Source organism: [Bacillus] enclensis (assembly GCF_001456935.1).
Classification (GTDB): domain Bacteria; phylum Bacillota; class Bacilli; order Bacillales; family Bacillaceae_B; genus Rossellomorea; species Rossellomorea enclensis.
In genome coordinates, this window is sequence record NZ_KQ758482.1 from 608,204 (window position 1) to 621,361 (window position 13,158).

The following is a 13,158-nucleotide window of genomic DNA, read 5'->3' on the forward strand; positions in this document are numbered from 1 at the left end:
TTTAATCTTCGAATTTTGACCGATAATCTTTTAATTTCGGCTGATAATCTTTCGAAACCGGCCAATAATCTTTTAATTTCAGCGATAATTCCGTCACTTGGAAAAATAAGTTAAAAACGACCTCAATATACATTAAGGAAGCGGCACACCACAATCAGGCCCGCCAATCACACCTCCACACCTCAATCAACGCCCAAGCACCCAATCATCACCCCACTCTCCTACAAAAAAATGCACATCAGACAAAATCGTCCGATGTGCATTCTTAACCATTTTTCAATTATTATTCCGTCACTTCATCGGAGCTCTTTCCATTCAGGAAATCCTTCAATGCCTGGATGTTTTGATCAAAGTCCAATTCGATGACTGAACCGACTCCCTCGTAGCTTCCAAAATCATAGGAGCCCTCGACCGGGATTGTCAGCTTGTCGATTTCATCCTTGTTACTTAACAAGACATCTTTGACCAGCGATATTTGATCGAGTTTGCTCATATTCGTCTGAATGTAAGGCTGGATGGAACCGGCAAGTTTCGGCAGCTTCGTGACACCGCCGACGCTGAGTACCTCTTCTTTAAGTGCGGTGATGACTTTTTGCTGTCTCTCAACCCGTCCAAAGTCACCTTCTGCATCATGACGGAATCTTGCGTATCCTAATAATTCTTTCCCGTGCAGCTTCTGCACCCCTGGCTGAAGCGAAACTCCGATGTTTTCAGACATCGCTTTCTCTACATCCATTTCAATCCCTTCAGGGGCAAGAATATCGACGGATTGTTCAAATCCTTTGAAGTCGACCATCATATAATACTGGATGTCGATATCAAAGTTATGCTTTATCGTTTTGCGCAGCAATTCAGGGCCTCCGAGATAGAACGCTGTGTTCAACTTATAATTCTGGTATCCCGGGATCTCCACATAAATATCACGCATAAATGAAACCAGTTTCGTTTCATTGGTTTTAGGATCGACTTGAGCGAGCATCATGGTATCTGTACGGGACTTCTCCTCGCCCCTGCTGTCAACGCCCAACAGCAATACATTTATCTTTCCGTTTTCGTCTTTAACACCATTGAATTTATAGTTCTTCATATTTTGTTCACCATCGGCCATTTGATAGCCTCTATAAAATTGAAACGCAGAATAACCCACTAAACAAAAAATGATCAATAATAGCACTAATATTATTTTTCTGCCTCTTTTTTTCTTCGTTTTCTTACGGTCGAGTCTTGATTCCATTGTTCCACCTTCTTTGTTAAATGAAATGGCAGCAAGCTATTGAAAGATTTTACTCTACATTCCCCGGTAACTCAATACTCAGGTTATGGAGCAGCATGCATGAATTACCAAAGGGACAAGAATATATAGTTCATACTACCATAACTGGCAGGATATATCTCTAAAATTTCGTGCTTCCAGCCTAGGATAAAATGGTCCCCGCCTTTTAGAAAGTCCGTTTAATTGGTCCTAAAAGGTATTACCCTTACAAAAAAAGATTAAACCACTGGCCACTAAAAAAGCCGGGCCCCTATCCTTAAATAGAGATCCAGCCCACAATTCGCACATTTTCATGATTTGCGCGATCTTTTCCTGTACGATTCAATAGCTTTCTTCGTCGTTTCGAATACGCCTTTTCCAATCAGCCGTCCAAGCGGTGTCACGCTTCCGGCAAAGGGGTAGGATGTCCCCTGGTGGGTCGATGCGATCAGGATGCTGTCCGTCGGTGTTCCCGTGGCAAGGGTTCCTGTTCGGTGGTCAACGACATTCTGCTCCTGCATCGCTTTTACTTTCGCTTCGGTGGAAATGACCAGCGCCTCGATAAAGGCTTCATCCGAAAGCCTGCCGTTAACGAAAACCCATGTATTGATCGTACCCGGCCTCAGCTCTTGGGGATACTCATGTACTGCAGTCACATCCACTGCATTTCCGACGCCTGCTGTCACGACGACAAAGATCGAATGTCCTTCCATCAAATACGAGTCATATGCCACATCTTCGAGATTCACCGCCGTCATCATTCCCACTGTAAAAGATGGATCGAGATCGTTTCCCACTAGAAAATTCATCATATCTTCTCTGTAATCGGTGCAATCATAATGTGGGGACACGTATCTGTTCACCGCATTTTTATACCATCCAAATCCGGATCCGGTCACGCCTGAAGACATACACTTCATATGGACTGGCGACCGATAGGTGATCATTTCAGGTGTAACATGCAAGAAAGCCTCCCCCGGCTGAGCTGCTTCCGCTGCCGGATTGTCTTCGGGAAGGATGACGATCTGCGGTTTGGCCACCTGTGGATGGGCTTGCTTATGTACTTCTGTAGCGTATACTTCCCTTATATGTTCTTCCTTTAATACTTCTTCCGGATGATCGACTATTTTCGTTTCACCCTTATTCAGCATGATGAGGCGGTCGCAATAAAGGCTTGCCAGGTTCAAATCATGGAAAATCGAGATTACGGTCAATCCCTGGTCTTTTGTTTGTTTTTTCAATAATTCCAGCAAATTCTTTTGATAGGAAAGATCCAAATGATTGGTCGGTTCATCGAGCAGGATGACTTTTGGTTCCTGTGCAAGCGCCTGTGCGAGATACACCCTTTGCTTCTCCCCTCCGGAAAGCTCGTCCAGCCTCCGGTCCTGAAGGGCTTCGACCCCGGTTTGCCTCAATGCCTGCTGAACGATTTCTTCATCTTGGGGGGAAACCGACTTAAATAACCCATTTTGATGAGGATAACGACCCAGCATGACCGTCTCCTTCACCCTGTAGGAAAAGGAGTGCGAGGTAATCTGGGGAAGCACGGCTACAAGTTTCGCCAGCTCCTTGGATGAATAATGATTCAACGGTTTCCCGTTCAATCGAATGGTCCCTGCAGTATAAGGAAGGATGCCCGACAAAGCCTTCAAAAGAGTCGTTTTCCCGCTGCCATTCGGCCCAAGGATACCGAAAAACTCACCTGTGCCTACATGAAAATCAATGTTTTCCACAACGGATGCATCCTCATACCCAACGGAAATCTGATGGACTTCAAGCATGTTATCCCCCCTTCTTCTTGATCAGAATATAAGCAAAAATCGGTGCCCCGATCAAAGCAGTGATCACTCCGATCGGCAATTCGGATGGACTGATGATCATTCGGGACACGAGATCGGCCACCACGAGGAATGCCCCGCCAATAATGATGGAGAGCGGCAGCACATGCGAATGATCGTATCCAATGATCCTCCTGATAAAGTGAGGGATCACCAGTCCGACAAATCCGATCGTCCCTGAAACGGCAACGGCCGCACCTGTCAATGTGCTTCCCGCAATCAGAATCAAGTATTTTCTCTTCTGAACGGAAATCCCTATATGACGGGCCTGTTCTTCACCGAAGCTCATCCCGTTCAATTCTTTTGCATTAAACATCAAAATCAACGTTCCCAGAATAAAAAATGGCAGGACAATAAAAATATAATCCCAGCCTCTCATTGATACACTGCCGAGCAGCCAGCCGATGATCTGCCTCAGCTCTTCCCCTGATAAAGCAATCATGAGGGAAATGACAGAGCCGAGAAATGAGCTGAAGATGATTCCTGTCAGTATGATCGTTTCCACCTTCATCGTTCGGTCGACCTTCCTTGCGAACGCCAATACGAGGAATACAGTGAACAATGATCCTATGATACTGAGTACAGGCAGCGTGAATAAACCGAGAAACGGAAGGCTTATATTAAAAAAGAGGGTGACGACCGCTCCCACCGATGCACCTGAAGACATTCCAAGGGTATACGGATCAGCGAGTGGATTCCGCAGCAGCCCTTGAAAGGAGGCCCCGGCAACAGCCAGCGAGCCTCCCACAAGTAAAGCTAGCAGTACACGCGGTAAACGAATGGAAAATACAATATTTGAATGCATGGGATCGACACCCCCAATAGGGACACCCGGCAGCCATTCGGCACTGATGATCTTGATGATATCTATGATCGGAACCTTTACAGTCCCTATTGATATCCCCGCTAAAAGCGCCAGGATGAGGATGGCCAGCGCAATCAGATAAACAACCCATATGTTATTCTTTGAAAATCTCCGGATAAACAGACTTGGCAATTTCCTCTACTCCTTCAACCAATCTCGGGCCGGTACGCGTAACGAGGTCCGTGTTGACATCATAAACCTGTTCGTTTTTCACTGCATTTACATCCTGCCAACCGTCTCGGCTCAATACTTGTTCATGATCACCGTAAGTCGTGATGATGACATCAGGATTTGCGGAAATGACTTCTTCCTGGTTCACTGCTATCCAGCCTTCCTGATCTTTCATGGCATTTTCCGCATTGATTAGTTCAAGCATTTCATTGATGAATGTATTATTCCCGGTAGAATAAATATCCGGTGCCGGTGCCACCTCTACATATACCTTCTTCTTCTCTTTGATTTCCCCGGCCTTTGATTTTAATTCATCAAGGTCTTTCTTCATGGAAGCAACCAGCTTATCCGCATCGCCTTTCGTTCTTGTCAATTTCCCGATGTTCTCAATGATGGTATATACTTCGTTGATTTTCTGTGTATCACGTACCACATAGACAGTGATCCCGGCGTCACGCAGTTGATCCAGTCCTTCTTTTGCGCTTACCGCCGTGGATTCATGCGCAAGCACCAGATCGGGATCCAGGCTGATGATTTTCTCCACATTGAATTCAATTCCGCCGATCTTCTCCTTCTCGGCCGCTTCCTCAGGGTAGTTATCAAAATCGGTCACCCCGACCACTTCTTCACCCAGTCCGAGTTCGAATAGTATTTCCGTATTACTCGGGATTAACGTAACAATTTTCTCCGGTCTTGATTCAAGCGTAATTTCAGCCCCTAAGGCGTCTTTTACCGAAACCGATTCTTCGGCAGCTTTCTCTTCGGTACCCTGTCCGCTGTTTTGATTACCAGGCTCGCTCCCGCAGGCAGCCGTAAATAACACAGACAGCATTAACATTAATAATAGACTGATTCTTTTCATTGTTCTCTCCTACTTTCTGTCATAATAAAAACCGCTTTCACTCTTTCCAAATAAAAAAACATCCCCGGCCGGTATGGGGATGCTGTGTAAAATGCATATAAAAAACAGGTTGAATCCAAGTATGCACGTTACACCTTCCTATCCGCGTAGTACCAGTGTCATTAAGATGTCAGGCAGGTCTCCTGGCTCATGGTCATTGCTTGCTGCACCTTCCCGTATTTTCATACAGTGGTTCCTGCAGTTTGCTCCCATTCACAGTGGCGGGACCGCGTTGGAATTGCACCAACTTCCCTTTTAAGAAGCGATGGAATATAATCTATTCCGCTTCACCCAAACATTCAACTATGTAATTTTCCGTTCAAATGAATTATACAGGAGCATCCCCGTCCGGTAAATATCTTTTTGCTTCACAGATGCATCTTTTTGATTGTCAAACCCTCATGCGAAGTGATAAAATTTGTTCAATCTTAACTTTCTTTACCACATTACAGCAGCAAAAAGCTGCGGGAGGTTCTTGGAATGACGAAAGAAATTCAACATGCCACGTTTGCCGGAGGATGTTTCTGGTGCATGGTTAAACCATTTGATGAATTACCCGGCATCATAGAAGTCGAATCGGGTTATTCAGGCGGCCATGTCGATAACCCTTCTTATGAAGACGTAAAAAAAGGGGATTCTGGACATTATGAAGTAGTCCAGATCACATTTGATCCTTCCTTATTTTCTTATCAGGAATTATTGGACCTTTATTGGCCGCAGATCGATCCGACAGACGATGGAGGACAGTTCCATGATCGCGGGAATCAGTATCGCACGGCTATCTTTTATCACAATGATAAACAAAAAGAAGAAGCCCAGGCTTCCAAACAGAAAATGGCCGAAAGCGGAAAATTCCAAAAGCCGATCGTCACAAAGATTCTTCCGGCCGCACCTTTTTATCGTGCCGAAGAATATCATCAAAAATTTTACAAGAAAAATCCTGATGAATATAAAAAGGACCGTGAAGTATCAGGCAGGGATGAATTCATCGACCGCCACTGGCAGCAATAATCCCGGATGACAAAACCCCCTTTCTCAAATACTAAGAAGGAAAGGGGGTTTTGCATGATGAAAAAAATCAATCGGACAAGGAACAGGTAGTAGGTTTTGAAGGTCCCGGCAAAGCTGTCAATTACTTCGATCCTTACCCGGATGAAGACAAAGTGAATTACAAAAATGCTGAACATGGCGAGGAAATAAAACAAAATGAATGATGATGTTTAGCCCGCGATGAATAGAATGATACCTTTTGTATAACTTAAGAATAAGGAACCGGGGAAATCCTCCACCAAGAAAAGCCATCAATCGCCAGATTTTCTCGGTTCTGCAACTATCTTTTCGTACTTGTTGTGCACTCCGTGGATATGGACGGTCTCCTTCAATGGAAATCTTCTCTGATAATATTGATTCAGTCTTTTATTGCTGTGCAGACAATCAAACCTTATCTTTTCATATCCATTTTCCTGACAGTAAGATTCAGCCCAATCTAAACAGATGTCACCCAATCCTTTCCCTCTCCACTCACGATCCACCACTAAGCGATGTAAATACATACACACGTCTTCATCTGCATCAGATCCCCACAACTCACAATCCCATTCATTCGGCGAATTTTCCAACGTCAAAGTTCCCACTGCCCTATTTTCTATAAGTAGTAAATAAGTTGAGCCCTTCTTAATCGAATCAGAGATTTCTTTAAGATTCCCCTCCATATCCGTCAAATAATAATCCCACTGCTGAAGACCTTTGGTTTTCAGCCATTTTGAGGCATCTTTAAGTAAGTATAAAACAGTATCAAGATCATCAAGTCCAGCCTTTTCTAATGTATAATCAAATGCATTTTCCATTAAATCCCTCCTCCACTCCATTCTAACATATAGATACTGGAGGAACGCATGCGTTAATTGCATATAAAAAAAGAAGGGCGGAACCAATCTCCGCTCTTCTTCAGTCTTTATTTTATTTTTTCAAGTACGTCCAGCCTTCTTCTTGATAAACCTTGTTTTCCTTCATCAGCTTTCCAATCGCCCGTTTAAAGGAAGCTTTGCTCATATTGAAGCGTTCCTTGATTTCATCCGGCTGGCTTTTGTCCCAGAACGGAATGGCGCCATTGCGCTGCTCAAGGTAAGAGAGGATCACTTCGGCATCATCTTGCATCTTTTCCTGTTTTAATGGAAGGAAAGAGGCATTCAGGTTTCCGTCATCCTTCACGTCGATGACTCTTCCCTCAACAAGCTCCCCGAGTCTCGGCTCTTGCTTCCGTTCATTTTCATGGACAAAACAGCGATATCCCTGCTCGGACAAAAAGAATGTACCCACTTTCAACAGTCGGTATACCCTCCCCTGTACTTTTGCATTCAGCATTTCCCTTGAAGCTCTTCTCGATACTTGTTCAATAATATTCTCTGTGGCAAGCTTCCCGTACAGACGGTCCTGCTTGTCGCGGTTCAATGACAAGAAAAGTTGATCGCCGGGTTCAGGCCACAGGGAAAGAAACTTTGGAAGGTCGTCTGCGGATACCAGAATATCCTTAGGCAGTCCGATATTAACGAACACTCCCAAGTCTTCCCGTTTATCCACTACTTCCGCCCATCCGTATGCTCCCACCTGTACTTTCGGGATGCGCATGGTCGACGTCAGTCTGACATCCTTGTCGTGATAAAGGAATACTTTGACAGTATCCCCTTCTTGAATTTCATCTGTGATTTCTGAATGATGGAGCAGCACGCGGTCCTCCTCATCATTGGTTAAAAAGAAGCCGTATGGGACTTCCTGGTCGACATATAGTTCTTCAACCGTTCCGGGTTTCAGCGAAGACATTATTCAGATTCCTCCCATTCATTTTGTAATAGCAACAATCCGCTCATTACACGTGTATTGAATTAATATATCTTTTTTTCTTCTATGTGTATAGTGTCTATTCTTCGCAAAAAGTAAAAAGTATATTTCGAAAATACCAACATTTACAGATCAATGATTCAACTTCCGGACCATCTCATCCGTCGGCAGCAGGAATGTCAGCATTCCGAGGAGCGGCAGGAAACTGCACAAAATCATGACGAACCTTATCGAATAAAGATCCGCTAATCCCCCGAAGAGAACAGCCCCTACTGCACCCATCCCGAATGCAAAGCCGACCGTGAGCCCTGAAACCATTCCGATCTTTTTAGGCAGCAGCTCCTGAGCATACACCACGATGACGCTGAAGCTTGAGGAAATGATGAATCCTATGCAGAAAATAACGGGAAAAACGACCTCAAGCGGCAGATACGGAAGCGCCAGTGTCAACGGTGCTGCGCCAAGCATCGAAAAGAAAATGATATTCCGTTTGCCGAATCTGTCAGCTAACGGGCCTCCAAGGAACGTACCGAGTACACCGGCAAACATGAAAGCGAAAATATAGGCCTGCGCCTTCTTGATGGATAACCCGTAATCTTCTATTAAATAAAATTGATAATAATTGGACAGACCTGCACCATACCAGGAACGGGCAAACACAAGGAATACGACCAGCACCATCGCCCATTTGATCTTGTTGTGAAGTGGCGACGGCTTGGAAGGAGTAACTTTCTTCGAGCGAATTTGAATGGATTCAGTCTCCTTTACCCGTTCAGAATACCATTTAGATACCCTTAATAAAACGAGAATCCCGAAAATCGCTGCAATCGAGAACCACAGTGCCCCTTTTTGTCCGAAAGGAACGAAGATAAAGGCTGTAATGATGGGTGCGAGTGACTGTCCCGTATTCCCGCCGACCTGATAAATCGATTGAGCAAGCCCTCTCCTCTGGCCGGCAGCCATATAGGCCACCCTCGAACCTTCAGGATGAAAGATCGCGGAACCAAAGCCGATGAACAACACAGAAAGGATGATCCACAAGAAATGCCCGGATAAAGCAAAGCCGACAAGCCCAATCAAACTGGAAAACATGCCTAATGGCAGTAAATAGGGTCTTGATTTCTTATCAGCATAATAACCAAATACAGGCTGCAGCAGTGAGGACGTCATATTCAAAGAGAACGCAATCCATCCGATTTGCGTATAGCTTAACTGAAGGGACTTCTCTATGATCGGGAACATGGCCGGTACGACCGCCTGCAAGGTATCATTGATAAAATGCCCCGAACTGATGGCAAATAAAATTCCGTATATCGTAGCATTTTGTTTATGTACTGATTTCAAGGCTGCCTGAGCCAAAGAATCTCCCCCTTTAATTATTTCGGTATGCTAAATAGTATACCGAATCGTTCAGACACTGACCACCTGAAAAATGACTAAAAAAGCCGCCGAGTCTCGACTCGACGGCTTTTTAGTCATTTTTACTGGCGGTCAGGGAATACTCTGCGGAATGTAGTGCTTAATTCTTCCCCAAGCCCTTTAATCGGTTTTCCATTTTGAAACTTATCGCCATATCCCTTCATTCGATCAACAAAATCAGGATTGGCTGATACGTAGACATTATCCAGTCCGGCATCTGCCTTTCTTACTTTTCCGGCAATCTTGTCTTCGAGGTTTTTACTGATGTTTCCTTTGTCACCATTCGTCAACGTGACTGCAACATACGCGTTGCGTGCCGTTGTGATGACATATGCTCTGTCCACATCTTTCAAGTCCGCTACATTGTTTGCAGCTTCTTTTGAAAGTGAGTAATCTTCATTTACTGTATTACCCATATTATTATCATTCACGTTCATGTAATCCCTTGGTCTGTTCTGGTCATATCCGACTCTTTCAAGAGCTCCATTGTCATAATTAGTGTTCATGCCCTGCTCGTTCATATTATCATTGTTGGTCCCGCAGCCTGCTGCCGCACCTGCGAACATGACACCCATTAACGTTAAGACGATGTATTTCTTCATGATGTTTCCTCCTTGAATTTTACTTTGAATCATCCCTCTTACTATTTCCCCAATCTCATTTCTTATACATTTTTCTCCCTTGTTTAAAGGGAAGTGATAATAGGGAATGATACAAGTAATCAATTTGGAGCAGAAAAAACTCAGCAAGGGGGAATGGATGTGGCGCAGGCGGCACTTTGGGGAGGAGTGGCAAGTTTATCGTTATTTCTGGGAGCCCTATTGGGGATCCATTTTAAAATTCCCAAGAAAATCACAGCCTTTATCATGGCTTTCGGAACTGGACTAATCATTGGATCAGCTACCTTCGATTTGCTTAGTGAAGCTGGCGGGAATGCCAATATCCTGCATATTACGATCATGTTCCTGGCAGGTGCGGCTGTTTTTACATTATTCGAATTATGGATCAATAAAAAAGGCGGCAGCCAGCGGAAACGTTCACAGAAGAATCCGCACGATCACTCAGGACTGGCCATTTACATAGGGACACTGATGGATGCCATCCCGGAATCGATTATTATCGGGATCAGCTTCCTTGGCGGCCAGTCGGTTCAATGGGTGTTCATCATCGCCATTTTTATCAGCAATTTCCCCGAAGCATTGTCCAGCAGCATCGGGTTGAAGCTCGACAGCTACAGCACGAAGAAGATATTGGTATTATGGGGGAGTGTTGTGATCGTTTCATCACTGAGCGCTCTCTTGGGATACGTGTTTTTGGAGGGTGCACCTGAGAGCACGGAATATATCATCGGTGCATTCGGTGCCGGCGGGTTACTCGCGATGGTCTCTTCTACCATGCTGCCGGAAGCATTTGAAGAAGGAGGACCGATTGTCGGGTTCGTTTCTGCTCTTGGCATCATCCTTTCTTTTATCTTCACCAATATTTCATAATAGAATGGCCGGCCCTCAAAACTCAGAGGGCCGGCCATTTAATATACAGTATATCATTTTGCGGTTCTCAATTTATACCGGAACCGCTGCCATTGGTAGCGGACGAAACATCCTATACAGAATCCTGCAAGCGCAACGGCAGCCGCGGCCAGGACCATACCTGAAAACAGATAGTATCCTGTCACCCATCCGGCACTGCTGCTGATAAGGGCCGCACCCAGACAAACCGATGCAATCCCTGCATTGAATCGCTGCTGGGCGGCATCTTCCTGGCGGTACTCAGCTGGAGCTTTCTTCAGAAACAATCTCCCTATCTTTATAACGGGGTTATATTTTAACAAGACACCTGAAAACACGGCTAAAAAAGGAATGAACAGGATCCAAGGCTCCTTTGTGATCCACGAGATTAAGACAGTTATTATAATGAAGATTTGATTGCTATCGACTAAAGGTTTGGGTATCGAATGGGGTGCATTCATTTAATTCATACCTTTCTGATTGGAATTTATGTATTTATAGTGTACTCCAATTGATCTCATTTATCAAAATAAAAAGTTGTCAATCACCGCCCATTTTAAAAAGCGAGCTTCCCGTTACTGTGGACCGGGTTGACTTCATTCCCTTAAACGCTATCTTTTTGACCCGTACGCATGTTATAATCTTTTAGATTGAGTATTGGGAGGTAGTATGAATGATTCAAGTATCAGATGTTAGCTTACGTTTCGGAGACCGCAAGTTATTCGAAGACGTGAATATAAAATTTACCCCGGGTAATTGTTATGGATTGATCGGTGCGAACGGCGCGGGTAAATCAACTTTCCTCAAAATCCTTTCCGGGGATATCGAAGCGCAGACAGGGAATGTTTCCATGTCTCCTGGTGAGCGCCTCGCTGTTTTGAAGCAGGATCACTTTGAATATGAAGAATATGAAGTATTGAAAGTCGTCATAATGGGACATACCCGTCTTTATGAAGTGATGCAGGAAAAAGACGCTATTTATATGAAAGAAGATTTCTCTGATGAAGATGGCATGAGAGCCGCTGAATTGGAAGGCGAGTTCGCTGAATTGAACGGATGGGAAGCAGAATCGGAAGCCGCCATCCTGTTAAAAGGCCTTGGTATCGGGGAAGATCTGCATGCAAAGCAGATGTCCGAGCTTACAGGTGGAGATAAAGTAAAAGTTCTTCTTGCACAGGCATTATTCGGAAAACCCGATGTCCTGCTTCTTGATGAGCCTACCAACCACTTGGATATCCAGGCAATCCAGTGGCTTGAAGAATTCTTGATCAACTTTGAAAATACGGTCATCGTTGTATCCCATGACCGTCATTTCTTGAATAAGGTATGTACGCACATTGCCGACCTTGATTTTGGAAAGCTCCAGATTTATGTCGGTAACTATGATTTCTGGTATGAGTCCAGCCAGCTCGCTCTGAAAATGGCTCAGGATCAGAATAAAAAGAAAGAAGAAAAAATCAAGGAGCTCCAGGCTTTCGTTGCGAGATTCTCAGCCAATGCTTCCAAATCGAAGCAGGCGACCTCACGTAAAAAACTCTTGGATAAAATCTCACTTGATGATATCAAGCCAAGTTCACGCCGTTACCCTTATGTTCAGTTCAAGCCCGAGCGTGAAATCGGGAACGACGTATTAAGAGTCGAAGGGTTGACGAAAACGATCGACGGAGTCAAGGTCTTGGATAACGTCAGCTTCATCATGAACAAAGAGGATAAGATCGCTCTTGTAGGCGCTGATGAAATTGCAAAGACGACCCTCTTCAAAATCCTTGCAGGCGAAATGGAGCCTGACAGCGGATCGTTTAAATGGGGTGTAACTACCTCTCAGGCTTATTTCCCTAAAGATAACACGGAGTACTTTGAGGGATCTGAGCCTACATTGGTAGACTGGCTGCGCCAGTATTCCCCAGAAGATGAAAGTGAGACGTTCCTCCGCGGATTCCTGGGACGCATGTTGTTCTCCGGTGAAGAAGTGCTGAAGAAGCCGAGCGTTCTTTCAGGTGGGGAAAAAGTCCGCTGCATGCTTTCCAAGATGATGCTGAGCGGCTCAAACGTCCTGTTATTGGATGAGCCTACCAACCACTTGGATCTTGAGTCCATCACAGCATTAAATAATGGACTGATTGCGTTTAAGGGTGCCATGATCTTTGCTTCCCATGACCATCAGTTCATTCAGACGATTGCAAACCGCATCATTGAAATCAAGGATGGCGGAATCATTGATAAGCAGACGACTTATGATGAATTCCTTGAACTGAAAGCATCTCAAAAAGCGTAAATCACTATCCTTCATATATTTTATGCTGGATTGCAAAAAACCAATCAGGGCAGCTTCCCTGATTGGTTTTTTTGATGGTTGGATCTAACAG

Annotated in this window: 13 protein-coding genes and 1 riboswitch; of the genes, 4 read left to right on the forward strand and 9 right to left on the reverse strand. The window is 44.6% G+C overall.

From position 1 onward, the window contains the following. Positions 1-283: 283 nt before the first annotated feature. The 4 genes from AS034_RS03005 to AS034_RS03020 form a co-directional block, all read right to left on the reverse strand. On the reverse strand, positions 284-1,234 hold the full coding sequence (locus AS034_RS03005; protein WP_058297487.1) for an LCP family protein: 951 nt from the start codon (positions 1,232-1,234) through the stop codon (positions 284-286). A 329-nt stretch (positions 1,235-1,563) separates the two neighbouring features. Continuing rightward, positions 1,564-3,033, reverse strand: a complete 1,470-nt coding sequence (locus AS034_RS03010) for a heme ABC transporter ATP-binding protein (RefSeq protein WP_058297488.1) — start codon at positions 3,031-3,033, stop codon at positions 1,564-1,566. A 1-nt stretch (position 3,034) separates the two neighbouring features. Beyond that, positions 3,035-4,087, reverse strand: coding sequence for a FecCD family ABC transporter permease (locus AS034_RS03015; RefSeq protein WP_058297489.1), 1,053 nt, complete (start codon positions 4,085-4,087; stop codon positions 3,035-3,037). Further along, positions 4,050-4,988 carry an ABC transporter substrate-binding protein gene (locus tag AS034_RS03020; protein ID WP_058297490.1) on the reverse strand — a complete coding sequence of 313 codons (939 nt, stop codon included), beginning with the start codon at positions 4,986-4,988 and terminating at the stop codon, positions 4,050-4,052. The genes AS034_RS03015 and AS034_RS03020 overlap by 38 nt, the downstream gene beginning before the upstream one ends. A gap of 155 nt (positions 4,989-5,143) precedes the next feature. After that, a riboswitch (cobalamin riboswitch) is annotated at positions 5,144-5,337 on the reverse strand. A 170-nt stretch (positions 5,338-5,507) separates the two neighbouring features. Here AS034_RS03020 and msrA point away from each other — a divergent pair. Beyond that, positions 5,508-6,038 carry a peptide-methionine (S)-S-oxide reductase MsrA gene (msrA, locus tag AS034_RS03025; RefSeq protein WP_032088118.1) on the forward strand — a complete coding sequence of 177 codons (531 nt, stop codon included), beginning with the start codon at positions 5,508-5,510 and terminating at the stop codon, positions 6,036-6,038. A gap of 50 nt (positions 6,039-6,088) precedes the next feature. Next, positions 6,089-6,241 (forward strand): hypothetical protein, encoded by a 153-nt coding sequence (locus AS034_RS22635; RefSeq protein ID WP_156416134.1) that lies wholly within the window; start codon positions 6,089-6,091, stop codon positions 6,239-6,241. Positions 6,242-6,328: 87 nt separating this feature from the next. Here the strand turns inward: AS034_RS22635 and AS034_RS03030 are convergent, their stop codons facing one another. The 4 genes from AS034_RS03030 to AS034_RS03045 all read right to left on the reverse strand — a co-directional run bounded on the left by AS034_RS03030 (position 6,329) and on the right by AS034_RS03045 (position 9,886). Further along, positions 6,329-6,874 carry a GNAT family N-acetyltransferase gene (locus AS034_RS03030; protein ID WP_058297491.1) on the reverse strand — a complete coding sequence of 182 codons (546 nt, stop codon included), beginning with the start codon at positions 6,872-6,874 and terminating at the stop codon, positions 6,329-6,331. A gap of 112 nt (positions 6,875-6,986) precedes the next feature. Then, the gene (locus AS034_RS03035) at positions 6,987-7,847 is read right to left on the reverse strand and encodes a CvfB family protein (protein WP_032088116.1); all 861 of its coding nucleotides are present in this window, start codon (positions 7,845-7,847) and stop codon (positions 6,987-6,989) included. Positions 7,848-7,997: 150 nt separating this feature from the next. After that, the gene (locus AS034_RS03040; RefSeq protein WP_032088405.1) at positions 7,998-9,209 is read right to left on the reverse strand and encodes an MFS transporter; all 1,212 of its coding nucleotides are present in this window, start codon (positions 9,207-9,209) and stop codon (positions 7,998-8,000) included. A gap of 137 nt (positions 9,210-9,346) precedes the next feature. Next, the gene (locus tag AS034_RS03045; RefSeq protein WP_058297492.1) at positions 9,347-9,886 is read right to left on the reverse strand and encodes a YhcN/YlaJ family sporulation lipoprotein; all 540 of its coding nucleotides are present in this window, start codon (positions 9,884-9,886) and stop codon (positions 9,347-9,349) included. Between the two features lie 153 nt (positions 9,887-10,039). On the opposite strand from AS034_RS03045, the gene AS034_RS03050 reads away from it, so the two are divergent. After that, on the forward strand, positions 10,040-10,774 hold the full coding sequence (locus AS034_RS03050) for a ZIP family metal transporter (protein WP_231938001.1): 735 nt from the start codon (positions 10,040-10,042) through the stop codon (positions 10,772-10,774). 53 nt (positions 10,775-10,827) lie between these two features. Here AS034_RS03050 and AS034_RS03055 read toward each other — a convergent pair whose 3' ends face one another. Continuing rightward, the gene (locus tag AS034_RS03055) at positions 10,828-11,253 is read right to left on the reverse strand and encodes a DUF4395 domain-containing protein (protein WP_058297493.1); all 426 of its coding nucleotides are present in this window, start codon (positions 11,251-11,253) and stop codon (positions 10,828-10,830) included. 212 nt (positions 11,254-11,465) lie between these two features. On the opposite strand from AS034_RS03055, the gene AS034_RS03060 reads away from it, so the two are divergent. Continuing rightward, on the forward strand, positions 11,466-13,067 hold the full coding sequence (locus tag AS034_RS03060) for an ABC-F family ATP-binding cassette domain-containing protein (RefSeq protein ID WP_058297494.1): 1,602 nt from the start codon (positions 11,466-11,468) through the stop codon (positions 13,065-13,067). The last annotated feature ends 91 nt before the right edge of the window (positions 13,068-13,158 follow it).

Excerpts from the sequence above, each read along its gene's own strand:
- AS034_RS03005 (WP_058297487.1), bottom strand. The coding sequence starts at position 1,234 with ATGGAATCAAGACTCGACCGTAAGAAAACGAAGAAAAAAAGAGGCAGA.
- AS034_RS03010 (WP_058297488.1), bottom strand. The coding sequence starts at position 3,033 with ATGCTTGAAGTCCATCAGATTTCCGTTGGGTATGAGGATGCATCCGTT.
- AS034_RS03020 (WP_058297490.1), bottom strand. The coding sequence starts at position 4,988 with ATGAAAAGAATCAGTCTATTATTAATGTTAATGCTGTCTGTGTTATTT.
- msrA (WP_032088118.1), top strand. The coding sequence starts at position 5,508 with ATGACGAAAGAAATTCAACATGCCACGTTTGCCGGAGGATGTTTCTGG.
- AS034_RS03030 (WP_058297491.1), bottom strand. The coding sequence starts at position 6,874 with ATGGAAAATGCATTTGATTATACATTAGAAAAGGCTGGACTTGATGAT.
- AS034_RS03035 (WP_032088116.1), bottom strand. The coding sequence starts at position 7,847 with ATGTCTTCGCTGAAACCCGGAACGGTTGAAGAACTATATGTCGACCAG.
- AS034_RS03045 (WP_058297492.1), bottom strand. The coding sequence starts at position 9,886 with ATGAAGAAATACATCGTCTTAACGTTAATGGGTGTCATGTTCGCAGGT.
- AS034_RS03050 (WP_231938001.1), top strand. The coding sequence starts at position 10,040 with ATGGATGTGGCGCAGGCGGCACTTTGGGGAGGAGTGGCAAGTTTATCG.
- AS034_RS03055 (WP_058297493.1), bottom strand. The coding sequence starts at position 11,253 with ATGAATGCACCCCATTCGATACCCAAACCTTTAGTCGATAGCAATCAA.
- AS034_RS03060 (WP_058297494.1), top strand. The coding sequence starts at position 11,466 with ATGATTCAAGTATCAGATGTTAGCTTACGTTTCGGAGACCGCAAGTTA.